The organism is Methylocella sp. CPCC 101449 (assembly GCF_031921685.1).
Classification (GTDB): Bacteria; Pseudomonadota; Alphaproteobacteria; order Rhizobiales; family Beijerinckiaceae; genus Terripilifer.
This window is the reverse complement of the sequence record NZ_JAPDHU010000004.1, coordinates 284,876-307,219: the sequence shown is the minus strand read 5'-3', so window position 1 is coordinate 307,219 and position 22,344 is coordinate 284,876. Positions and strand designations below refer to the sequence as shown.

20 protein-coding genes are annotated in these 22,344 nt (G+C 61.7%); 10 read left to right on the top strand and 10 right to left on the bottom strand.

The window, feature by feature from the left end:
* Positions 1 to 65: 65 nt before the first annotated feature.
* Positions 66 to 986, top strand: a complete 921-nt coding sequence (locus tag OIM99_RS26050) for an alpha/beta hydrolase (RefSeq protein WP_311853443.1) — start codon at positions 66 to 68, stop codon at positions 984 to 986.
* Here the strand turns inward: OIM99_RS26050 and OIM99_RS26045 are convergent, their stop codons facing one another.
* The 9 genes from OIM99_RS26045 to OIM99_RS26005 all read right to left on the bottom strand — a co-directional run bounded on the left by OIM99_RS26045 (position 987) and on the right by OIM99_RS26005 (position 11,771).
* A complete protein-coding gene (locus tag OIM99_RS26045) occupies positions 987 to 2,033 on the bottom strand; it encodes a hypothetical protein (RefSeq protein ID WP_311853442.1) in 1,047 nt (348 codons plus the stop codon).
* Between the two features lie 24 nt (positions 2,034 to 2,057).
* Complete coding sequence (locus tag OIM99_RS26040) at positions 2,058 to 2,540, bottom strand: PaaI family thioesterase (RefSeq protein ID WP_311853441.1); 483 nt, start codon at positions 2,538 to 2,540, stop codon at positions 2,058 to 2,060.
* Positions 2,540 to 3,496 (bottom strand): nitronate monooxygenase, encoded by a 957-nt coding sequence (locus OIM99_RS26035; protein ID WP_311853440.1) that lies wholly within the window; start codon positions 3,494 to 3,496, stop codon positions 2,540 to 2,542. The genes OIM99_RS26040 and OIM99_RS26035 overlap by 1 nt, the downstream gene beginning before the upstream one ends.
* Positions 3,493 to 5,205, bottom strand: coding sequence for a class I adenylate-forming enzyme family protein (locus tag OIM99_RS26030; RefSeq protein ID WP_311853439.1), 1,713 nt, complete (start codon positions 5,203 to 5,205; stop codon positions 3,493 to 3,495). Before OIM99_RS26030 ends, OIM99_RS26035 begins: the two co-directional genes overlap by 4 nt.
* Positions 5,202 to 6,938 (bottom strand): phenylacetic acid degradation protein PaaN, encoded by a 1,737-nt coding sequence (paaN, locus tag OIM99_RS26025; RefSeq protein WP_311853438.1) that lies wholly within the window; start codon positions 6,936 to 6,938, stop codon positions 5,202 to 5,204. The genes OIM99_RS26030 and paaN overlap by 4 nt, the downstream gene beginning before the upstream one ends.
* A gap of 17 nt (positions 6,939 to 6,955) precedes the next feature.
* The gene (locus tag OIM99_RS26020; RefSeq protein WP_311853437.1) at positions 6,956 to 8,131 is read right to left on the bottom strand and encodes an acetyl-CoA C-acyltransferase; all 1,176 of its coding nucleotides are present in this window, start codon (positions 8,129 to 8,131) and stop codon (positions 6,956 to 6,958) included.
* A 5-nt stretch (positions 8,132 to 8,136) separates the two neighbouring features.
* Positions 8,137 to 9,564: a carotenoid oxygenase family protein gene (locus OIM99_RS26015; protein WP_311853436.1), complete on the bottom strand. Its 1,428-nt coding sequence runs from the start codon at positions 9,562 to 9,564 to the stop codon at positions 8,137 to 8,139.
* Between the two features lie 116 nt (positions 9,565 to 9,680).
* Positions 9,681 to 10,631, bottom strand: coding sequence for a DUF1295 domain-containing protein (locus OIM99_RS26010; protein ID WP_311853435.1), 951 nt, complete (start codon positions 10,629 to 10,631; stop codon positions 9,681 to 9,683).
* Positions 10,632 to 10,823: 192 nt separating this feature from the next.
* Positions 10,824 to 11,771, bottom strand: coding sequence for a helix-turn-helix domain-containing protein (locus tag OIM99_RS26005; RefSeq protein ID WP_311853434.1), 948 nt, complete (start codon positions 11,769 to 11,771; stop codon positions 10,824 to 10,826).
* A 230-nt stretch (positions 11,772 to 12,001) separates the two neighbouring features.
* On the opposite strand from OIM99_RS26005, the gene OIM99_RS26000 reads away from it, so the two are divergent.
* The 8 genes from OIM99_RS26000 to OIM99_RS25965 all read left to right on the top strand — a co-directional run bounded on the left by OIM99_RS26000 (position 12,002) and on the right by OIM99_RS25965 (position 20,346).
* Positions 12,002 to 12,907 (top strand): SDR family NAD(P)-dependent oxidoreductase, encoded by a 906-nt coding sequence (locus tag OIM99_RS26000; RefSeq protein WP_311853433.1) that lies wholly within the window; start codon positions 12,002 to 12,004, stop codon positions 12,905 to 12,907.
* An 11-nt stretch (positions 12,908 to 12,918) separates the two neighbouring features.
* Positions 12,919 to 13,803, top strand: a complete 885-nt coding sequence (locus OIM99_RS25995) for a branched-chain amino acid ABC transporter permease (RefSeq protein ID WP_311853432.1) — start codon at positions 12,919 to 12,921, stop codon at positions 13,801 to 13,803.
* Position 13,804: 1 nt separating this feature from the next.
* The gene (locus OIM99_RS25990; RefSeq protein ID WP_311853431.1) at positions 13,805 to 14,881 is read left to right on the top strand and encodes a branched-chain amino acid ABC transporter permease; all 1,077 of its coding nucleotides are present in this window, start codon (positions 13,805 to 13,807) and stop codon (positions 14,879 to 14,881) included.
* Complete coding sequence (locus OIM99_RS25985; RefSeq protein WP_311853430.1) at positions 14,878 to 15,636, top strand: ABC transporter ATP-binding protein; 759 nt, start codon at positions 14,878 to 14,880, stop codon at positions 15,634 to 15,636. The genes OIM99_RS25990 and OIM99_RS25985 overlap by 4 nt, the downstream gene beginning before the upstream one ends.
* A gap of 5 nt (positions 15,637 to 15,641) precedes the next feature.
* Complete coding sequence (locus OIM99_RS25980; RefSeq protein WP_311853429.1) at positions 15,642 to 16,421, top strand: ABC transporter ATP-binding protein; 780 nt, start codon at positions 15,642 to 15,644, stop codon at positions 16,419 to 16,421.
* Complete coding sequence (locus OIM99_RS25975; RefSeq protein ID WP_311853428.1) at positions 16,412 to 18,280, top strand: long-chain fatty acid--CoA ligase; 1,869 nt, start codon at positions 16,412 to 16,414, stop codon at positions 18,278 to 18,280. Before OIM99_RS25980 ends, OIM99_RS25975 begins: the two co-directional genes overlap by 10 nt.
* A 27-nt stretch (positions 18,281 to 18,307) precedes the next feature.
* On the top strand, positions 18,308 to 19,492 hold the full coding sequence (locus OIM99_RS25970; protein WP_311853427.1) for an ABC transporter substrate-binding protein: 1,185 nt from the start codon (positions 18,308 to 18,310) through the stop codon (positions 19,490 to 19,492).
* Between the two features lie 71 nt (positions 19,493 to 19,563).
* Positions 19,564 to 20,346, top strand: a complete 783-nt coding sequence (locus OIM99_RS25965; RefSeq protein ID WP_311853426.1) for an SDR family oxidoreductase — start codon at positions 19,564 to 19,566, stop codon at positions 20,344 to 20,346.
* Positions 20,347 to 20,358: 12 nt separating this feature from the next.
* Here OIM99_RS25965 and OIM99_RS25960 read toward each other — a convergent pair whose 3' ends face one another.
* Positions 20,359 to 21,144 (bottom strand): alpha/beta hydrolase, encoded by a 786-nt coding sequence (locus OIM99_RS25960; protein ID WP_311853425.1) that lies wholly within the window; start codon positions 21,142 to 21,144, stop codon positions 20,359 to 20,361.
* A gap of 164 nt (positions 21,145 to 21,308) precedes the next feature.
* On the opposite strand from OIM99_RS25960, the gene OIM99_RS25955 reads away from it, so the two are divergent.
* The gene (locus tag OIM99_RS25955) at positions 21,309 to 22,259 is read left to right on the top strand and encodes a helix-turn-helix domain-containing protein (RefSeq protein WP_311853424.1); all 951 of its coding nucleotides are present in this window, start codon (positions 21,309 to 21,311) and stop codon (positions 22,257 to 22,259) included.
* Positions 22,260 to 22,344 lie beyond the last annotated feature (85 nt).

The following is a 22,344-nucleotide window of genomic DNA, read 5'->3' as shown; positions in this document are numbered from 1 at the left end:
TCGCAGCTCTTGCGAAGTCGCATCCAATCTGTGAGCTTCGAACCATTCACGTATAGGAATCGATCATGGATCGTCGTCATTTCAATCTGATGTTGGGAGCCACGCTCGCTATGTCCACGCAGGCCTCGGCCGCCGGTGTTTTTCTGAATTACACGCAGCAAGAACTCGATGACGCCTATGACCAGGCGAAATGGGCGCCGAATTCGAAAGAAGTGATCGCGCGCTATGCCACCGACAGCGCCGCGGTCCGCCAGAAATATCCGCCAAAGACAGAGAAGTTTGGACCTACCGAAGCAGAAACGCTGGATATTTTCGCGCCTCAGGGCGCCAAAGATCTGCCGGTCATGGTGTTCATTCATGGCGGCGCCTGGCGCGCTTTGACCAAGGATGATGCTTCGGCACCTGCGCCGACTTTCATCGAGAACGGTTGTATCTATGTGGCACTGAACTTCGCCGTCATTCCGGCCGTGCGCCTGCCCGACATGGCGCAGCAGTGCCGCGCCGCGATGGTGTGGGTACATAAGAACATCGCCCGTTTCGGCGGCGACCCCAACCGCATCTTCGTCTCGGGCCATTCGTCCGGCGGGCATCTCTGCGGCGTCATCGCCACCACCGATTGGACGAAGTTTGGCGGGCCTGCCGATCTCTTGAAGGGCGCGGTGCCGATGAGCGGCATGTACGATCTTTATCCGGTGATGCTGTCGCAGCGCAGTTCCTATGTGAAACTCTCGTCGGAGGAAGTGGTGGCGCTGAGCCCGATGCGGCATCTCGAGCAGATCACTTTCCCGGTTCTCGTCGTTCACGGCGACAAGGAAACCCCGGAATTCCAACGCCACTCCAGAGAATTCACGACGGTGCTCGCCGGCATGGGCAAACTTGCCGGCAGCATCGTGCTATCAGGCCGCAACCATTTTGAAGTGCCGGAAGAGCTGAACAAGGCCGACACCGAAGTGTCGAAAGCGGTGCTGAAATTGATGAAGGGGTGATTACGCCAACCGCGTCGCGTATGGCGCCACCACCGGCAGGCGATAGAAGCCGGGCGCGGCATCGCAGACGTCGGGAATGGCTCTGATCATCAGCGCCGCCGTCGCGTCCATCGTTGGGCGCGAGAGAGGCGCCGCGGGATTGGGGTCGGTGAGCGCCAGCGACAAACGCACGTTGGGGCGACCGTCGATTTCGACGCGCCAATGAGCCTCGTCGGTCTCGCCATGCAGAGCCGGCGACGAGGTCCACAGAATTGAATGGGTCATCTTCACGCCGTTGGCGAAGGTGGCCTGCCAGCGCCAGGTGGTGGCGGCGACCGTGCCGCGCGGCAAGGTGCCGACTTTCACCTGAATGTCCTGCGGCGCAAGCGTTACTTCGTGATCCGGCGTCATGGTCGCCAGCGTCGTGCCAAGCGCCTGCGCCACATAGGTGAGCGTCTCAGCAAAATAGATATCGTAGAGTTTGGCGATCGGCCCTTTGGTCACATCGACCTTCGCCGGATCGGAGCCGAAGCCCATCACATCGAAGACGAGTCCCGGCGAGGGCGCGGGCGAGGCGTCGACCACTTCGAAACATCTGATCGCATCGAGCTTGGCGACAATGCCCGTCACCATCACGGCCAACCGCTCGGCGACGAAGCCCGGGTTGAAGCCAATGCCCGCCAGCGTCGCCTTGCCGGCCAATGCCGCCTCGCGCAACGGACTAGCATAGGCCTCGCCCTGCACGTCAGGCAGAAAAAAGCCGTTCGGCGAAATGACATTCTTGCCGCTCGCCAGGAGTTTGGCGATCTTCTCATTCTGCTTCTCATAGGGAATGCTGATCAGCGAGGCATCGATCACCACATCGGCATCAAGCGCCAGAATGTCCTCGAATTTGTCGGTGGCGAGAACACCGGTTTTCGGCCGCTTGGCAATATCACCTGCATCAAGGCCGGCTTTCTTGGGATCATGCACCAGGAGGCCGACGAGCTGCAGGTCGGGATGATCGATGATGCGGCGCAATGCCGTTCTGCCAACCGATCCCGTGGCCCATTGCACGACCTTGCGCATGCGCTGCTCCCCTGATGTTGAAACTTAGGATTCCTTGGCCTTTCTGGCCGGACGCAACGCGATGTGAGCGGTGCCGAGAACGATGAGATTGCCTGCGGGATCGGTGACCTTGGCGTCACAGATCGCCTTGCGGGCGTCGTGATAGGTGACGACCGCGTTGGCCGTCAGCTCTTCAACCGCGAGCGGTGCCGGATTAAGGTAACGGATGGACATGTCCACCGTGAGAATGGTTTCGCCTGGCCCGATCAAAGTCATGGCCGCCGTGCCGGCGGCCATATCGACCAGGGCCGCAGCCACGCCGCCGTGCACCAGGCCGACGAAATTGGAATGCCGGCTCTCAACGGCGCAGGTAAAACGCGCCGCGCCCCGCTGCGCCCAAACCGGCTTGATGCGCAGCGCGCCGCTGAAGCCGGACACATAGCCCTGAGCGATCCAGTCCTGCGCGACCTCAAGGCCGCTCTTCGTTCGATCGAAGTGAAAAGCCGGCAGACCCGTGTGATCGTCCATCAGGCTGGCTCGTAGGCATGCGCGCGAAAGCGATCGATGGCGGCGGCATATTCGTGATCGAGGCGATCGACGATCTCATCCACCTGCTCGACGGCACGCACTTTCCCCAGGCCCTGGCCCGCCGCCCAGGTGTCGCGCCAGCGCTTGAGCGAACTTTCGCCGGTCGTATAGCTGCGCGGCGGCGCGCCGGCCGGCGCGTTCGGGTCGATACCACAGGCGATCAGGCTCGGCTTCAGCCAGGAGGCCGGCGTGCCGCTGACTGCCGACGAGATGACGAGATCGTCAGGCCCGCAATCGACCACCATCTGCTTATAAGCATCGACCGCCATGCTTTCGCGCGCGGCAAGAAAACGGGTGCCGAGATAAGCGAAGTCGGCACCGGCGGCGATGGCGCCAGCCAGGCCAGCACCATCGGTGATGCCGCCACCGACGACGACGAAGCCATCGAAGAATTCGCGCACCGCCGAGACGAAGGAGAAAGGTGAGAGATGACCGGTGTGGCCCCCGGCCCCGGCGCAGATGCAGGCAAGACCATCAACGCCAGCCTGCACGGCCTTGCGCGCTAGGCGGATGTCCACCACATCGCCGATGACGATGCCGCCATAGCTTTTGACCACGTCCATCACCGGCAGCGGCGAGCCAAGCGCCGTGATGACAATCGGCGGCTTATGACGTGCAACCAGTTCCAGCTCGTCCTTCAGCCGGGCATTGGTGGAATGGGTGATGAGATTGAGCGCCCAAGGCGCGGCCGTGCGCGTGCCTGTCGTGGTGGCCAGTTGCGCGCGAATGTCCGATATCCACTGGTCGAGCTGTTCCACCGTGCGGCAGTTGGAACTGGGGAAGGAGCCGATCACACCGGCACGGCAAGCGGCTACCACGAGATCGACGCCGGACACTAGAAACATCGGCGCGGCAAAGACCGGCAGTCTGAGTTGAAAGGGGAAAGGCTTGCTCATGCGGCTTTCTCGCTTGCCAATTGCGCGCGCAGTTCGCGCTTGAGGAGCTTGCCGACGGGATTGCGCGGCAGAGCCGGGAAAATTTTCAGATGTTCGATCTGCTTGTAGATCGCCACCTGCTTGTCATTGAGCAGGAAGCGATTGATCTCTTCGAGCGACAGGGCTTCGTTGCCGCGCGGCGCGATACAGGCGCAGATGCGTTCGCCCATGATCTGATCGGGAATGCCGACGATCGCCACCTCAGCCACCTTCGGATGACCGGCGAGATGGCCCTCCAGCTCCTCGGCCGAAATATTCATGCCGCCACGGATGATGATGTCCTTCAGGCGGCCCATGAAGCGAAAGAACTGGCCACGCTCGCCGGCCAGTTCGAAGAGATCGCCGGTGCGATACCAGCCCCGCGCATCGAAAGCGCGGGCATTCTGCTCCACCGAACGCCAGTAACCGGAGAAGATCGGCGCGCCCTTGACGCGCAATTCGCCGAGACCGCCGATCTCCGTGATTTCCTCCTCGGTCGCCGGATCGACAAGCCGCGTCGCGACCTGATCGGCATAGGCGAAATCCCATTTGAATTGCGGCGCGAAGCGCGGAAAGAACACGGCCCGTTCGGCGGGATCTGGAATATCGGCCAGCGTGCCGGCGAAAGAGGCGCCTTCGTTGGAGCCGAAATAGTTGATCACTTCGACGCCATAACGCTCATGCCAAGTGCGCACCATCCATTCCGAGAGCGGCGCGGAACCGGAACCCAAGCGCGAGAGAATGTTGAAGTCGATGCCGGCCAGAAGCTGTTCGTTGTGCAGCAGACGATTGAGAATGGCCGGCGGCGCCACCGTATATTCGATCTTCTCGTCGCGAATCTGCTGCAAGAAGACGTCGAGATCGAAAGGCTGATGCTGGACCATGGTGGCACCAAGCACCAGCCAGGCCGAGAAGCCGGTGGAAATGCCGGCCATGTTGATCATGGGGAAGGGATTGAGGAGACGCGCGCCGGGACGCAGATAAGCGGCGGCGATGACCATTTCGCCGACGACGAACCATTCGTTATGGCTGCGCGGCACGCCTTTTGGCGCAGCCTCGGTGCCGGACGTCCAGCAGATGGTGACAATGTCGTCGGCGCTGATCGCTGCGGCTTCCGCCGCCGCCAGGGCTTGTAGGCGGCCGGTGGCATCGACGCCAGCCAGCAATGCCCGCAGATCATGCGTGCCTTCGACGGCACCGCCATAGGTCAGGACAGCTTGGAGCTTCGGCAGTTTCGCAGCCAGGCGCGCGAACATGTCACCATGCGCATGTTTGCCGATGCGCACCGATGTGATCACGGCCTTGGCGTCGGTCTTGTCCGCCACATGGGCGAGTTCATGCTCGCGATACTGGATCGCGACCGGCGTGGCGATCACACCCAGTTTCATGCATGCGAGATAGACGACGAACAATTCGACCGTATTGGCGAGCTGCACCAAAACGACATCGTCCTTCGCGATACCCCTGCCCCGCAGAACCGCCATGAGACGCGTCACCTGGTCGTCGAGCATGGCCCAGGTCAGGCGCTGCGGCGTCTCGCCGGTGATGACAGCGACGTTAGGCGGGTCGACACAGGCTTCCGCTTCCGGGCGCACGCGCACGTGTTCGTCAAACAGGTCGAACAGGCGCCGCTCGCCCCACCAGCCTTTGGATTTAAAATCCTTGGCTCTTTCCTCCGACACGAGAATCATTGTTGGCCATCCATCCCATGAGCCTGAGCCATCGGCCGTCGCCGTTGCACGATCCGAAACCGCCCGGCGACGAAGGCGAGATCGGCGAGGCAGGCATTGCCAGCCGGGTTCAAGCCGGTCACGTGATAGTCGCTATAAGCGGCGGCGAAATTAATCCACATGGCGCCATGCAGATTGATCGACAGATTGGCGCCCACCCTCTCATAGGCACCGACGGAGCGATCGATGAAATCTTCATCCGTCGCATAGAGATAAGAGGAAATAGCGCCGCGCTCCCGCGCGAGGCCCGCGGCCTCCGCCACGGCTTTATCGCCATCTTCTGCCGCGATCAGGAACAGAATCGGCCCGAAATGCTCCTCCGCGTAAAGCGCCTGATGCGAAGGATCGACGGCGACAACGAGCGGTGTCAGCGTGCGTGCCTTGGGAAAGTCCGGATGGGCATAAGGTTGGGCCGAGCGCAGGACGCGAGCGCCCGGCGTGGCATCCAGGCTATGCTCCAACCTCTTGACGAGATCGACGCTCGCCTGCGCCTGAACCGCGCCCATGATGCCAGCGGCCATGGCAGGATCGTTCGCGATCTCATCGATTGCGGCAACCAAAGCCTGCGCGACGTCATCGAAGGACGCGTGAGCACCATCAGCGACGATACCGTCCTTCGGGATATAGACCGTCTGCGGGCTCGTACACATCTGCGCTGAGAACAGGCTGGCGGCGCGGGCAATGGCGCGGGCGGTCTCGGCTAGATTCTGTGCCGACTGCAAGACGACCGAATTGACGCCGGCTGTTTCCGTGAACAGCAGCTTGCCCGTCACCGTGCGCTCGAGATGGCTGCCATAGCGCGGGCTGCCGGTAAAATCGATGATCTGCACCGCCGGATGATCGATGAAGCTCTGCGCCACCGGCGCGTCCAGCGTATCCGTCGCCAGAGTCACCAGATTGGGATCAAGGCCATAGTCGGCGAGCACCTGGCGGCAAGTCTGGACGACGATGGCCATCGGCAGGATGGCGATCGGATGCGGCTTGACGATCACCGCATTGCCGGTGGCGAGACTTGCGAACATCGCCGGATAGGCATTCCATGTGGGGAACGAAGCGCAGCAAATCACGAGGCCGATGCCGCGCGGCACCAGCCGATAGGTTTTCTCCAGGGCGACGTCCTCGCGGCCGAAGGTTCGGTGCCAGGTCGCGCTTTCGGGCACATCGGCCATGGCTTTCGCCGCATAGGCCAAAGCCTCGATGCCACGATCGAGCGCATTCGGCCCGCTGCCGCTGAAGGCCTGGGTATAGCTTTGGCCGGTGACATGCATGATGCCATGGGCCATTTCGAAATTGCGCTCGTAAAGCCGATGGCTCATTTCGCAGCACAAAGCGATGCGCGCCCGTGGCGCCACCTCGCGCCAGTCGTCCATCGCTGTTTGCGCGGCGGCGATCAGCGCTCCCGGATCGCTTCGCGGATAATCGATCCCAAGGGCTTCGTTGGTATAGGGTGAAATCTCATTGCCAACGCGGCCAATGATACCCGGCTGATCGAGCCGGAACGGTTTTCCGCGCTGCGTCTCGAAAGCCTTGCGGCCAGCTTCGGGCTTTTCGGCCCCATGTATTTTGGAGCTCGGCGAATCCTTATACGGGCTCCAACTGCGGCGCGTTTGCACGGCCTCGATCGCCGCCGCCATCAGCGGTGCGTGGCGTTCCAGCAGAGCATCGAAAGCGGCCTTATGGGTTTGCACGTCCACGGTGGCGCCTTCCGTTTTCAAACCAAACGTTCAACGACCATGGCGGAGCCGACACCGGAAGCACCGGTGGTGACGACGAGGCCGTAACGTCCCTTCGCCGCATCAAGCGCATCCAGCAGCGACGACAGCAGGATCGCCCCGCTGGCGCCGAGCGGGTGACCGCGCGACATATGTCCGCCGGCGACATTCACCTTGTCGGGATCAACGTCGTAGTCGCGCAGGAATTTGACGATGGTGACGCCGAAGGCCTCCATGAATTCGATGCGATCCATGTCCTTGAGCGACAGATTGGCGCGCGCTAAGGCCTTATCCATCGCGGCAAAACCGGCCAGCAAGGAGGCCTGCGGATCACCGCCCGCGTCCGCATAGGCGACGATGCGCGCGCGCGGCGTCACATCGAAGGCATCGCGGCCCGCAACCACCGCCAGGGCAGCCGCGTCGCACATCGGCGGCGCATGGGCGATGGTGTGGCGATGATCGAGCACTTCGCCTTCCAGCGCGGCGCGATAGGCATCGGCAACAGGACCGAAGGCCGCCTGCAGACCGGCGAGGCTTTCTGATGTCTGCGCCCGCACGCATTCATCGCGCGCCAACACGGGCGCGCCCTGCGCATCCTTGATGGGGATGCGCGATTTCATCAGCACGGGATCGGCCTCCGCCACACCGGCCCGTTGATTGGAGCGCAGAGCTGCCGCGTCGAGATCGGCCCGCGAAATGTTCTCCACCGTCGCCAGTCGATCGGCGGCGAGCGCCACCGGCACATAGCGCGTGCGCAGCGGAAAATTCATATCGGTATAATAGTCGGCTTTGTCCGCCATGAAGGTGACGCGCGACATGCATTCGACGCCACCGGCCATGGCGACGGGCGTCGTGCCTGCCGAGACGAAGGCCGCTGCCTGACCGATCGCGCTCAGGCCGGACACGCAGTAATTGTTGATCACCTGAGCGCTGACACCATCGGGTAGACCGGCGTGCAGTTTCGAGATCAAGGCGATGTTGCCGCCCTGCGCGCCGATCTGGCCGACGCAGCCGAGAACCAGGGCCTCGGTGCTTTGCCGCGCACCGGGAATCCGCTCTTCAAGACCATCGACTAATTGCTTGACGAGTTCGTGCGGCGGAATGGCGGCGAGGCCGCCATCGGGCCGCGCCTTGCCGCGCGGCGTGCGCAGCGCGTCGTAGATATAGGCGTCCATGAGCCTTACGCCGCGATCTGGTCGCCACGCGCCCATGTCGCGTGGAAACCATTGGGGACGCGCACCGGCAAAACCACGCGGGCAACCGGCCCATCCTCAAAATTCTTGGCGTCGATGATCTGCACTTCCGAATGGCTGCGATCGGCGGCCTGGACGAAGGTCACGACGTAACCATCGTCTTCGTCCTTGGCGCCGATGCGCGGCGCGAAGGCGGCTTCGGAACCGAACCAGCCTGGCTCGAATTTATAGCCCTGCCGCGCGCCGGTCTCGAGATTGTATTTGAACAAACCGTCGAACAGCAGCAGTTCGCTTGGTGCCATTGACACGTGATAAGACCATTTCGACTTGCGGCCGGAATAATCCTGGTTGATCACGGGAAACTCGCCGAAGGCGTCATCGAGCTGGCGGAATTTGACGGTGCCTGTGCGCATGTTCATGCGCCATTCCACAGGCACCGCATGCAGCTTCAGTACCGCCACCATGGCGGCATAATCGCCATAGGCCGCATTAGGGCCATAGCCATGGGGCACCATTTTGCAAGCGTGCATGACGACGTCGTCGCCATCCTCCCAGCTATTGGTGACGTGATAGATATAACATGGGTCGGTCTCGAACCAGCGGATGTCGCTGCCGCGCCCGTTGCGCGGCACCACGCCGAAGCGGGCCGGCTGATTGCGCTGCTGAATGCGCCAGAGGTTCTGCCGCAGACCCTGTTCTGTGAAGACGATCGGCAGGTCATGCAGAATGATATAGTTTTCGGTCAGGCCCATATCATGGGGCAGACGCGGACCCGGCAGTTCGACACGGTCGAAATTGGTCAGCACATTGTCCTTGCTGACGACGCCGAAGCTCATCCAGGGCTCGTACAGCGAATAGTCGAAGAAGGCGAATTCGCCGGTGACGTTGTCGACCTTGGAATGGGCCGAGACGTGACGCGGCAGCTTGCCGCCGAAGCTTTCGTCTCCAATCGTCTCCAACGTGCGCGGATGAACGCGAACGGGCGTGCCGGAGATGTACCACAGACCCATCAACTGGCCGTTGTGGATGACGACGTCGGTATTGGCCGTGTCCTTGTAAACTTTCTCGCCGCGTTCGCGATGCGCCGGCAGCAACACGCCGCCAGCACCGCAGCCACCGTTCAGATCGGCGAGATGATCCTTCGAGCGGATGTAGCGATTGCGATATTCCGCCTTACCGTTCTCGAAATAGACGGCATGCAACATGCCGTCGCCGTCGAACCAATGATGCAGGTCCGTCGGCATGTGAGTGGGGTTCGGTCCGTTGCGCACATAGGCGCCATGAAGATCGCGCGGGATTTCGCCGATGACTTTCGGCGACAGCACCGTGACCTCATCGCTGACCGGCGCGAAGAAGCCTTGCAGGTAGGGATTGCGCGCGTTGACGTTATCCGAGTTATGGCCGAGTTCCGCCATCTCATCCCTCCTCCACTGATCGAGCCCCATCCCGGCTCTTGTTTCAGCTAACCACTTTTGGTCTGTTAACGCAAGTTATAAGAAACATGCTGTCGCAACTATTTTCCGGCAGGCAACTATTTTCCGGCAGGCCTGGGCCAAGGGAAGAAACGCGGCGTGCGCGCGACATAGGCCGCCCAGACGTCCGGGCGCGTGCGGCTCATATGCATTTCCTTGAATCGCCCCGCCGAGCCATAGCCCATGAACCAGGTGACGTAAGCCGGGCAGACGATGGTGAGGAAGCCATAGGGATTGGCGAGGGCGAAGACGAAATAACCCCACCACATCACGGCTTCGCCAAAGTAATTCGGCTGGCGCATGACGCTCCACACGCCGGTTTGCAGCAAACCACCGCGATTGGCCGGGTTCTCCTTGAAACGGCGGAGCTGAAGATCGGCGAAGGATTGAAAGAGGAAGCCGACCAACCAAACGAGAACGCCCAGAACAGCCGGCCAGACCATCTGCGGGCTCGGCGTGCCGAACGCAAAGGCGAAGGGGGCACTCCATATCCAGATCAGGACGCCTTGCAACACATGGATTTGGAAGAAGCTCCACCACAGCCAGAAGTTGCCGCCCCGCTTGCGCCAGGTGGCATAGGGCTGGCGTTCTTCACCAATATTGTCGTGATACGTTTGAAAGGCAAGCCGCAACGACCACGCCGCCGCCATGGCCAGAAGCAGGCCCGACCACCAAGTGAAATTGGCGCGGAAGAGATAGGCCATGAAACAGGCGGCGCCGAACGGTAGCAGCGGATAGGCGACGTCCATGATGCCGTGGTTACGCAAAGCCGTGCCGATGGCCCATGTCGCGACCAAACCCAACAGAATGAAAATGCCGGCGGTCGCCCAAACGGTCAGCACATCGCGCAGGAGACCGTCGCTCAAGCCGCAGGCAACGAGCAGGACAATTAACGGTACGGCAGCATGAACGTAGTGCCAAGCTTTGCCGCGCGTATCCTTCGGCATGACGAGCAACCAGATCGCCGCGATCACGCACCAGCCGATCAGCATTTGCAGAATCAGGTTCACGGCCAATCCTCCCCACTCGGATCGCGTTGTTCCCGCGGCCCGCACGCGGCTTCAACAGAACCGCGTGCGAAAGACTTGCGAGAGTTGTGCAAGAGTTGCGAATGGGAGACTTGCAAAATTAGTCCATTAATGCAAGCTAATGCATGCGAACCCCTGGGAGGGATGGTTTTGCGTCAGGATAAGACGGATCTGTCAGCGGCGCGCGGCAGCGCGCATGTCTTCGCGTTCCCAGCGAATGCGCTTGGCGTCCGCCGGCACACCCGTCGCGACATTGCAGACGACCGGCGTGATGCGTTCACCGGTTTCGCGATCGATGAGTTTCATCGGCGGGTTGTCGAAGTCGCACAACCAGCGCTCGCTCCAGCCATAGAGCGCCAGGATCACGGGATAGAGACCAAGCCCTGCTGGCGTCAGCCGATATTCGAAGCGGATCGGTCCATCCTGATAGGGATGTTTCTCGAATATGCCATTGGCGACAAATCGGTTGAGCCGCTCAGTGAGAATGTTCGAGGAAATGTTCAGCACCTGGGTGAACTGATCGAACCGGCGCAGGCGGAAGAAGGCCGCCGACAAAATGGCGGCGCTCCAATAATCGCCGATGATTTCGACAGAACGCTCGATCGGCAGTTCGCCCCTGCCCGTTTCCAGCCGACGTCGCCTGGAACTCACCGGCAGGCGCCGCTCTTCAATGCCCGGACCGCGCGTATAGGTGATGCGGCGCGGATCGACCGGCTTGCCATGCGGCCGGTCGAGCACGGCAAAGCGCACACGCTTGCCACTTTCGCGGTCGAAAAAGGCCAGGGCATAGCGGTTGCGCAGCGGTTCGGGCGCATAGAGCCGATCCCACTGCCCCTGCATCACCGACACACCGAAAAGATCGAGCCCCATCGCCGTGAGGCCATATTCGGTGCGCACGCCGCCTTCGCGCGTGCGCAATTCGAGAAGGCCGGAGGAGACGAGGCGCGTCAGCCGATCGGACAGAACGCTGCGCGGCAGGCCGAGACTTTCGCGCCAATCGGAGAAGCGATGCACACCGAAAAAGGCATCGCGCAGAATCAACTGTGTCCAGGTGTCGCCCATGATGGCGAAAGCACGCGCGACCGGATTTCCCAAAATCGCATCTATCAATTTCTGATCCACGATTTCGGTTCCGCTCCGTGGGTTCGAGTGCAACGCAAGCGACGCGATGGTGGTCATGAACGCGCAAATCAACGGTGTCTCTTCAATCAAATGCACAGAAACGATGGCAACAACAAGAGCCTTTTGCAGCACGTCTTGGCGCGTTCGGACGGCGCGGCAAGATTGACAACCCGCAGGGCCACCGATACCCTGCTTCACTAATTGAAGTAATAAGCGGAGGGGACGACACGATGACGGACCTTTCAGGTCGTGTCGCGATTGTGACCGGCGGCGGTAAGAGCCTTGGCCGCGCCTATGCGCTGGGCCTGGCGGAACGCGGCGCCGCCGTCGTCGTCAACAACCGTCGCCATCAAGGCGAAAGCGACGAACAAACCTCGGCCGCGCAAGTCGTCGCCAGCATTCGCGCGCGTGGCGGCCGCGCCATCGCCAATTACGACGAAGTGGAACAGGCGCAGGCTGGCGAGAACATGGTCCAGGCCGCCCTTACCGCCTTCGGCCGGCTCGACATCGTCGTCGCCAACGCGGCCGTGCCGCAGGCCGCCGCCTTTCACAAGACATCGGCCGAGGACTTCCGCACCATTTTCGATGTCGGCTTCTACGGCACGCTGCATCTCTTGCAGGCGGCCTGGCCGATCCTGCGCGAGAACGGCTATGGCCGCATCGTCACCACCACGTCGAGCGCCGGCCGCTTCGGCAATCATGGCCTGACGGCTTATGGCGCCGCCAAGGGCGCCATCGAAAGCCTCACCCGCAGCCTCGCCGCCGAGGGCGCGGCACGCGGCATCAAAGCCAATGCCATTTCGCCCTATGCGCTGTCGCAAATGACGTCGGCCTATCTTTCCGGCGAGATCGCCGAACGCTTCAGCCCGGAACAGGTCGTGCCGATGGTGCTTTGGCTCGCCAGCGAAGACTGCACCGCCAATGGCGAAGTCATCATCGCCGGCGGGGGTCACTTCCGCCGCGGCTTTCCGGTCGAAACGCAAAGCGCCGACGGGGTGGGCCGCAACATGGCCGCCGTGTTCGACGAAATCCGCGACAAGGCAGGCGTCGCCTACAGTTCATCGAACGCGGCCTTCGATGGCTTGCTCAAGGATATGCATCTGGACGCGGCCAGCGCCCGCAAGAAACCGAACTAAGGGAATCGCCGATGGATGCCCAGGTCGTGCAGATCCTTCAGTTGACCCTCAACGGGATCTCCATCGGCTCGATCTACGCCTTGGTCGCTCTTGGCATCGTGTTGACCTACAAGGCAACTGAAGTTTTGAATTTCGCCTATGGCGATATTCTGATGATGTCGGCCTTCATCGGCTGGGGATTGATCGTCGTCGCCGGCATCCCGTTCTGGCCGGCCGCCCTCATCACCATCCTCATCGCTGCCCTGCTCGGCTATGTCCTCGATCGACATGTGATGCGCACGATCGTCGGGCAACCGCAGTTCGCCGGTGTGATGCTCACCATCGCGCTCGCCTTCATGTTGCGCGGCCTGGTCAGCATGGGCTTTGGGCCGACATCGCGCAGCTATCCGACACCATGGACCGGCCATATCACCCATATCGGCCCCATCGTCGTAACCGATCTCAATCTCGTCATTCTCGCGGCGGCGCTGATCGTCACCGCGCTGCTGTTTCTCTTTCTGCGCTACACCCAGCTTGGCGTCGCCATTCAAGCTTCCTCGCAAAATCAGCTCGCCGCCTATCTCTGCGGCATCCGCGTCAAGCGTCTGAACTCGTTTGTGTGGGCGCTCACCGCCGCCATGGCCGCCGTAGCCGGCCTGCTACTGGCGCCCATCGCCCTCGTCGACATCAGTCTCTGGTTCGTCGTGCTCAAAGGGCTCGCCGCGCTCGTGCTCGGCGGCTTCGGCAGCATTCCCGGCGCCATTCTCGGCGGCCTGCTGATCGGTCTGATCGAACAATTCGCCGGCGTCTATCTGCCAGACGGCGCCAAGGAAATGTCGGCGCAGCTGATATTGATCGCCGTTCTCATCCTCTGGCCACGCGGCCTCCTCGGCGAAGCACACGGACGGCGGGTGTAACATGCGGTTTGCCTATGACACTTCCTACAGCGACGCCCAGCAGTTGCTGCGTTATCGTTCGCAATGGTTTTGCTATGGCGCGCTGGCGATGGCACTTATCCTCGCGCCCTGGCTGCTGCCGGCCTATTATGTCGGCGAACTGAGCTATCTGTTCATCGTTTGCATCGCCAGCCTGGCGCTCATGGTACTGACCGGCTTCACCGGCCAGGTCTCGCTCGGCCACGCCGCCTTCATGGCGATCGGCGCCTATACCCACACCTTGCTGCTCGACCAGGGCATCGGCTTCATTCCCTCCATTCTGGGCGCCGCGACGCTCACCGGCTTCGTCGGCCTCATCATCGGCCTGCCGGCCATCCGCGTCTCTGGCCTCTATCTCGCCATGGTGACGCTGGCCTATGCCATGTTGACCGAGCAGATCATCGGCCGCTGGAAAGACGTGACCGGCGGGTTCACGGGCATTCCCGTGTCGCCGCCCTCGCTCTTTGGCTATGACTTGAGCTCGCTCAAGGGCTTTTACTTCCTCTGCCTCGTCATCCTAGTCGCGGTTCTACTCGGCCTGATCAATCTGATGCGCGGGCGCACGGGCCGGGCCTTCATCGGCGTGCGCGATTCCGAGGCCGCCGCCGCCACGCTCGGCATCTGGGTTGGCGGCTACAAGGTTCTGGCCTTCGTCATTTCCGCTTTCGTCACCGGCATCGCCGGCGCCCTGCTCGCCCATCACCTGCAATTCCTGACACCTGACGGCTTCAGCGTGATGCTGTCGATGGAACTGGTGCTGATGGTGGTGATCGGCGGCCTTGGCTCGTTGCGCGGCGCGATCTTCGGCGCGGTGCTGATCGGCATGCTGCCAACGCTGATCTCCAAGATCAAGCCGCTGCTGCCGACCAGCATCTCCTCGCAATTCGGCCTCGAAACCTTCGTCTTCGGCCTGATCCTCGCTCTCTTCGTTATGTTCGAACCCAATGGCCTCAACGGCCGCTGGCTGAAGCTGAAAATTCTCTTCGAGAATTTCCCGCTCTACCGCCGCAACACCTTCCGGCGCGGCAAGACCTATATGCATTCGGAGCGCTATCGATGAGCTACTTCTCAGTCGACAGCGTCTCTCTCTCCTTCGGTGGCGTGCGCGCGATTCGTGACCTCAGCTTCGATGTCGCGCAGGGAGAGGTGTTCGCGATTATCGGCCCTAACGGCGCCGGCAAAACGTCCGTATTCAACGTGATCACGCGGGTTTTCAACGCCAGTTCGGGGCGCATCAATTTCGACGGTAAGGACATCACCAACGTTCCCAGACATCGCATCGTCGATTATGGCATCGCCCGCACGTTCCAGAACATCGAATTGTTCGAAGGCGCGGCCGTCATCGACAATCTGCTGCTCGGCCGCCATCGCTTTCCCTATGGCAATCTGATTTCTGAAATCTGCTGGCTGCCCAACATTCGCCGGGCGGAGGCGGAATCGCGCGCCCGTGTCGAGGACATCATCGACTTCCTGGAACTGGCGCCGTATCGCAACAGCCTCGTCTCGGCCCTGCCCTATGGCGTGCGCAAAGTGGTCGAACTTGCCCGCGCGCTCGCCACCCAGCCCAAACTGCTGCTGCTCGACGAACCTGCTTCCGGCCTCAATCCCGAAGAAGCGCGCGACCTCGCCTTCTGGATCGACGATATCCGCAGCGACCTCGGCATGACCGTGATCATGATCGAACATGACATGTCGCTCGTTTCGCAAGCGGCCGATCGCGTCATGTGCATGAATGCCGGCCAAGTCCTTGCCATCGGCGCGGTGGACGAGGTGCAGTCCAACCCCACCGTCATCTCCGCTTATCTCGGGACGTGATCGACATGAGCGAACCCCTGATGAGCATCCGCAATATCGAGACCTGGTACGGTCCGATCAATGCCATTCGCGGTGTCAGTCTCGATGTCCATGAAGGGCGGATCGTCGCCGTCCTGGGCGCCAATGGTGCCGGCAAATCGACCCTGCTGCGCACCATCGCCGGCGTGATCGATCCGTTCAAAGGATCGGTGGTATTCGACGGCCAGACGATCCAGGGGCTCGATCCCGACGAAATCGCCCGGCGCGGCGTCGTGCTGGTGCCGGAAGGGCGGCAGGTGTTTCCCTTTCTCACGGTGCGCGAAAACCTGATGATGGGTGCTGTGGCGCGGCGCGACAAAGCCGGGCTCAACGACGATCTGGAGCAGATTTTCGACTGGTTTCCGCGCCTGCGCGAACGCACCGGCCAGAATGGCGGCCTGCTTTCCGGCGGCGAACAACAAATGCTCGCCATCGGCCGGGCGCTGATGTCGCGGCCCCGCGTGCTCCTGCTCGACGAGCCGTCGCTCGGCCTGTCGCCGCTCATCACCAAGGATATTTTCTCCATCATCGGCCGCGTCAATGCCGAGACCAAGACGACCATCCTGGTCGTCGAACAGAATGCCGCCATCGCGCTGAAGAATGCGCAGGATGCGTATATCATGGAGCTTGGGAGGATCGTCGCTGCTGGTCTCAGCGAAGAGCTGATGCAGAAACAGGACGTCAAAGAGTTCTACCTCGGGACGGGCGCGACGACGGGAGCGGACGGACGCATGCAGCGGTGGAAGAGGCGCAAGACATGGCGGTAATAGCAGCCCAGCGCGTCGAAACACCATCGGCACCGCAGAGCCTCATCACGGTCGCGGGCGAGGACACGCCGACGCGGCTGTTTCGCGCGCGCTGCCGGGACTGGAAGGATCGGCCGGCTCTGCGTCAGAAACGCAAGGGCATCTGGCATTCGCAGACCTGGGGCGAATATTACGCCGATGCGCGTGCCGTTGGCCTCGCTCTGCTGGACACGGGCTGTGCGCGTGGCGATGTCATCGCCGTCCTCGCCGAGAACCGTCCCGAATGGCTCTTCGCCGATATGGGCGCGCAGTGCGTCGGCATCATCGGCACGGGCATTTATCCGACCTCTTCGCCCGATCAGATCGAATATATCCTCACCAATTCCGGCGCCCGCACGATCTTCGTCGAAAACGAGGAACAGCTCGACAAGACCCTGGCGATCCGGCCGAAGTGCCCCGATCTGCTCACGATCGTGGTGATGGATTGGGACGGATTGCGCGACTTTTCCGACCCGCAGGTGTTGCCCTTCTCCACCTTCCTGGCGCGCGGTCGCGAACTGGCGAAAACGCAAGGCGCAGCCTTCGAGCAAGCCATCGACATCGCAGACCAGGCCGATACGGCCTTCCTGGTCTATACGTCGGGAACGACGGGCGCCCCGAAGGGCGCGATGATTTCCAATCGCAATGTAATGTTTCAACTGGAGGCGATCGCGCGGCATCTGCCCGTCGCCGAGTTAGATCATTCCATTTCCTTCCTGCCGCTCTGCCATATCGCCGAGCGCATGGGCACCGTATTCAATCAGCTCCGCCTCGGCGTCATCGTGCATTTCCCGGAAAATTCCGGCACTGTGTTCAACGACATGCGCGAAGTGGTGCCGCATATGCTCTTTGCGCCGCCGCGCTTCTGGGAAAAGATGCATTCCCAGATCGAGCTGTTTCTGCGCGACGCCATGCCTATGGCGCGCAAGATTTATGCGCTGGCCGTCGCTGACGGTGCTTCCATCGCCGAGGCGACCATGGCCAAACGCCCGGTCTCGGGCTGGCGGCGCTGGCGTTTCGCGGCTCTGCAATTCGTCGCCTTGCTGAACGTGCGCAAATTCCTCGGCCTGCAGAACATCAAGGTCGCGACGACGGGGGCCGCGCCCGTGCCGCCGGAACTGATCAAATGGTACATGGCCATGGGCATCAATCTGCTCGAAGCCTATGGCATGACCGAAACCACCGGCTATGCCACCGCCATGCCCGCCGATGGTATCCGCGTCGGCACTGCCGGCCTCGGCGTCGACAACACCGAACTCAAGATCGGCGCCGAGGATGAAATCCTGGTGCGCGGCGCGCATGTCTTCCAGGGCTATTGGCACATGCCGCAGAAGACCGCCGAGGCGATCGATGACGACGGCTGGCTGCACACGGGCGATTGCGGCGAGATCGACGCGGACGGCTATCTGAGGGTGAAAGACCGGCTGAAGGATATCATCATCACCTCGGGCGGCAAGAACATCACGCCGAGCCAGATCGAGAACGATCTCAAGTTCAGCCCTTATATCGTTGATGCCATGCTCGTCGGCGATGGCCGCAAATATCTCACCTGCCTGGTTATGATCGACCAGGACAATGTCGCGAAATTCGCACAGGATAAGCAGGTGCCCTACACGGATTTCAAGAGCCTGACCCAGACCGCCGAAGTGCAGACGCTGGTGCGCACCGAGATCGAGAGCGTCAACGGCAAACTGGCGCGGGTCGAGCAGATCAAGGATTTTCGTGTCATCGAGGATCTGCTGACGGCGGAAGACGAAGAGCTCACGCCGACGATGAAATTGAAGCGCCGCGCGGTCGCCAAGAAATATGCCACTTTGATCGAGACTATGTACCAGGGTTGAGGGTTGAACATCGTAACGGAGGGGATGATGCGCTTGAAAACGGCAATACTGGCGGGCGCTTTGGCTGGCGCCCTGTTGACGGGACTGGGAGGCCTCGCACGCGCGGCCGGCGTGACCGACACCGAGATCGTATTGGGCACCCATCTCGATCTTTCAGGCCCAGTAGCGGCGGCCATGCCGCAACTGCGCAATGGCATGCAGATGCGCTTCGATGAAGCCAATGAAGCTGGCGGCATCAACGGCCGAAAAGTCCGTCTCATCGTCGAGGACAACGGCAGCCAGCCGCAGCTCGCGGTGCGTGCCGTCGACAAGCTGATCCGCAGCGACGGCGTTTTCGCCATCGTCAATGCCTTCGGCTCCGGCACCAATGCCGCCGTGGTCAAACGCGCCGTCGATGCCGGCGTCGTTTATTTCTCGCCCTGGGCGGCAGCGGCCGTGTTGCAAAAGATTTCCGGCCGCAGCCCGCTGCTGTTCACGACGACGGCCGATTATGACACGACGGCCAAGGCCGGCCTTGGCTGGATGATCGACGAGAACAAAGCCAAGAAGGTCGGCTTCATCTTTCAGGAAGGCCCGCTGGGCGAATTGACCAAGATCGGCGTCGTCGCCGCCTTGGAAGCGCGCGGCATGAAGCTCGCCGCCGAAGCCTCCTACAAGGTCGGCGATATCGACTTTTCATCGCAAGTGGCGCGCATGAAGGCCGCCGATGTCGACGTAATCCTGGCTGCGACCCTGACGCGCGAGACGGTCGGCGTCATGTCGGAGGTGAAGAAACTCGGCTGGGACAGCGTCAAGGTCGTTACCACCATTCCGGGACGGACGATCGTCGTCGCCGAAATCGGCAAGGGCGCGGTAGAGAGCCTCTATGGCATCGGCACCTGGTATATCTGGCCGCCGGGCAGCGAACCGGCCGATGTCAAAGTCTGGCAGGAAAAATATCGCAAGCTGTTCAAGATCGAACCGGACGAGAACGCGTTCCTGGCCTATGCCTATACGGATTGGTTCGTGAAATTCGGCCTGCAACCCGCCGGCCGCGATCTCACCGCCGACAAAGTGGTCAAGGGCCTGCAAGAGTCGACCTATAGCGGCAGCCCGATCTTCTATGGACCGAAGCGGTTCAAGAATAATCACATCGATCCGGAAACCGTGCAGGTCAGCCAGGTCAAGAACGGCGTCTGGATGCCGGTCAGCGGCATGATCGACCCGAAATAAGCATACTCCCGATTGCCGGCGCCGCGTTCCCTCGCGGCGCCGTTTTCTTGTCTATGTGGAGCTTGGAAAGCATGAGCGACCTACCCGCGATCGATTTTTCCCGCCTGGGCCCGGCCGCCGGCGCCCGTATCGCCGTCGTCGGCGGGTGCGGTGGGATGGGGCGTGCGCTCGTCCGTGCTTTGCTCGATACGGGCGTTGAGGTCGCAGTGCTCGACTTGCCGACATCGATCGAACAGCACGCGCCGCCGGCCGGCGTCGTCGTCAGCGCCATCGACGGCAGCAAGGAAGACAGCGTCGTCAGCGCTTTCGCTGATCTCGAATGGCAATGGGGCCATCTCGACGGCTTCGTCAATCTCGCCGGTTTCATGAAGGGCTTCCATCCGATCGCCGAACTGCCGGTCGCCATCTTCGACGAGGTTCTGGCCGGCAATCTGCGCAACCAATTTCTGTGCGCCCGCGCCGCCTTGCCTCTCCTGCACAAGGGCAAGCAGGCGGCGATGGTGAATGTCACCTCTACCCTCGGACTGGATGTCTATGGCGGTTATGTCCACTATTCGACCGCGAAAGCCGGGATCGTCGCGCTGACCAAGGGTCTGGCCCGCGAAAATGCGCCGCGCGTGCGCGTCAATGCGCTGGCGCCGGGACTGACGGACACGGCCTTTCTCGTCGGCGGCACGGGCCGTGAGAAAGTCTTCGACGACATGGACCCGACGCTTTACGCGAAACGCGTGCCGCTGAAGCGCGTCGCCGTGGCCGCCGACATGGTTGGGCCGATCCTGTTCATGCTGGGCGCGGCCTCGCGCTACATGACCGGCGAGACGATGATCGTCGACGGCGGCACTTATGTGCAGTGATCAAAGTCTGATTCAAAATCGCCTGCGGAGAAAGTCGAGGACGATGTCGTTGAAAGCCTCCGGCTGCTCGGCCCAGCCGAAGTGACCGACGCCTTTCATGCAGACATATTCGGCGCCGGCGATCTTGGTCGTCATTTTCTCCATGACGGCAGCAGGCGCCGTGCGATCCCCCTCGCCCGCGATGCACAGGGTCGGCACATTGATTTTCGGTAAGATGTCGCGGCCGTCGTAATGGACGATGGCCGTAACAGCGGCCCTGAAAGTCTCTTCCCGCATCGTGCCGACGGTGCCGATCACCAGATCGACGGCCGACCCATGCGCGTTCGATCCCATCATCTGGCGCAGCATGCCGGGCGTATATTCGGCGATGCTTTGCCCCGCATCGAGCGGCGCGACACGATCGCGGACGAATTGCTGCTGCCACTCGCCGTCGGGCCGGCCGAAGGCAGCGCTCGTCGCCGACAGTATGAGACCGGCGACTTTATCCGGAAACAGGCCAAAGGCGCGTTGCGCGATCATGCCGCCCATGGAATGGCCGACAAGCACATTGCGCGTCCCGCCCGCGACATCGAGCAGGCGGCCAAGCGCCTCGGCGGCGACCTCGACCGAGAAAGGATGCGGCAAGGGGCTCAAACCATAGCCCGGTGCATCCCAGGCCAGCACGCGATAGCCGGCGGCCACCAAGGCCTGGATCTGCGCCCGCCAATAGTCCTTGGCGCCGAACGCGCCGTGCAGGAGGACAATGGTGATATCGCCTGCACCGGTGACGCTGTGATCGGGGATGGCCGGCTTGGTCATGCTGTACTCCAAGGGATTTCGCCTTAAACTTCATTTATTGAAGTGATAATTGCAAGCCCTTTGTCCGCAGATAATTGAACTCTTCAATTCTCATGCGGATGACGCTGCTTCATTCCCCGGCGGGACTCAGTTAAGAACTCAATGAGCTTTTCGGATCGCATGTGGTGAGCAAGGACAAGTCCGCACAATTGATAACCCCGGCCCGCCTGGCCCAGGCGGTCACTGGCGATGCTTGGACATTGCATATTTTGCGGCATGCCTTTCGCGGGGCGCGGCGCTATAGCCAATGGCGCGAGCTTTTCACCAGCGAGGGCATGCCGATTCCCGAGCCGGTTCTCAGCGATCGCCTGAGCCGCCTCGTCTCCTATCAGATCCTCGAACGGCAGCCGGCGGCGCCCCAGGGCGTGCATCGCGAATATCGGCTGACCGACCGTGGCCTGGAACTCTGGACGCTGTTGATTTCGATCAGGGATTGGGAAGCCCGTTATGCCAAGGGGCGACGCGGCAAGACTACGTCGATGATCCTGCACACGAGCTGTGGCCATGCGACGCATCCGGTCCTGATCTGCACCCATTGCGGCGAAAAGGTCACGGCCCGCGATACGCGGCTGGAAATGATTGCAACGCGGTCCAGCGCTTTGGCCGCCAAACTGGTGAACGTGCCGAACACGCGCCGCTCCAATGCGGTGGGCCGTGGAGGGCGCAGCAAATTCCTGCAAAGTCAGACCTTGCAGATCATCGGCGACCGCTGGAGCAATATGCTGCTGGGCGCGCTGTTTCTCGGCAAGCACGGTTTTGACGAGCTGCGGCTCTTCTTGGCCATTCCGCCCGCCATCCTGTCGAACCGGCTAGCGAAATTCGTCACGCTCGGCATTTTGCGCAAAGAGAGCCACGACGAGACGCCACGCCGCAAATTCTACCGCCTGACCGAAAAAGGCCTGGAGCTGTTCTCCATCGTGATTTTCACGGTCGATTGGGGCAATCGCTGGCTGACCGCCCATCCGGAAAACTTCCGCATCTTGCACACCACATGCGGAGCGACGCTGCGTCCGAGCCTCAATTGCAGCCACTGCCACGAGCACCTGCAGCGCCAGACGGTGCAACTGATCCCCTGATCGCGCGATATGGGCGTTATTTCTCTGTGGGGACACGCCCCGCTTGTTTACTTCAATAAATGAAGTTACATTGTCAGTGGAGGAC

Bases quoted from the DNA above. Each gene is read 5' to 3' on its own strand.
- OIM99_RS25975 (WP_311853428.1), top strand. From the start codon at position 16,412: ATGGCGGTAATAGCAGCCCAGCGCGTCGAAACACCATCGGCACCGCAG.
- OIM99_RS25990 (WP_311853431.1), top strand. From the start codon at position 13,805: ATGCGGTTTGCCTATGACACTTCCTACAGCGACGCCCAGCAGTTGCTG.
- OIM99_RS25970 (WP_311853427.1), top strand. From the start codon at position 18,308: ATGCGCTTGAAAACGGCAATACTGGCGGGCGCTTTGGCTGGCGCCCTG.
- OIM99_RS25985 (WP_311853430.1), top strand. From the start codon at position 14,878: ATGAGCTACTTCTCAGTCGACAGCGTCTCTCTCTCCTTCGGTGGCGTG.
- OIM99_RS25980 (WP_311853429.1), top strand. From the start codon at position 15,642: ATGAGCGAACCCCTGATGAGCATCCGCAATATCGAGACCTGGTACGGT.
- OIM99_RS25995 (WP_311853432.1), top strand. From the start codon at position 12,919: ATGGATGCCCAGGTCGTGCAGATCCTTCAGTTGACCCTCAACGGGATC.
- OIM99_RS26000 (WP_311853433.1), top strand. From the start codon at position 12,002: ATGACGGACCTTTCAGGTCGTGTCGCGATTGTGACCGGCGGCGGTAAG.
- OIM99_RS25960 (WP_311853425.1), bottom strand. From the start codon at position 21,144: ATGACCAAGCCGGCCATCCCCGATCACAGCGTCACCGGTGCAGGCGAT.
- OIM99_RS26030 (WP_311853439.1), bottom strand. From the start codon at position 5,205: ATGATTCTCGTGTCGGAGGAAAGAGCCAAGGATTTTAAATCCAAAGGC.
- OIM99_RS26040 (WP_311853441.1), bottom strand. From the start codon at position 2,540: ATGGACGATCACACGGGTCTGCCGGCTTTTCACTTCGATCGAACGAAG.
- OIM99_RS26015 (WP_311853436.1), bottom strand. From the start codon at position 9,564: ATGGCGGAACTCGGCCATAACTCGGATAACGTCAACGCGCGCAATCCC.
- OIM99_RS25965 (WP_311853426.1), top strand. From the start codon at position 19,564: ATGAGCGACCTACCCGCGATCGATTTTTCCCGCCTGGGCCCGGCCGCC.
- OIM99_RS26020 (WP_311853437.1), bottom strand. From the start codon at position 8,131: ATGGACGCCTATATCTACGACGCGCTGCGCACGCCGCGCGGCAAGGCG.
- OIM99_RS26045 (WP_311853442.1), bottom strand. From the start codon at position 2,033: ATGCGCAAGGTCGTGCAATGGGCCACGGGATCGGTTGGCAGAACGGCA.
- OIM99_RS26050 (WP_311853443.1), top strand. From the start codon at position 66: ATGGATCGTCGTCATTTCAATCTGATGTTGGGAGCCACGCTCGCTATG.
- OIM99_RS26035 (WP_311853440.1), bottom strand. From the start codon at position 3,496: ATGAGCAAGCCTTTCCCCTTTCAACTCAGACTGCCGGTCTTTGCCGCG.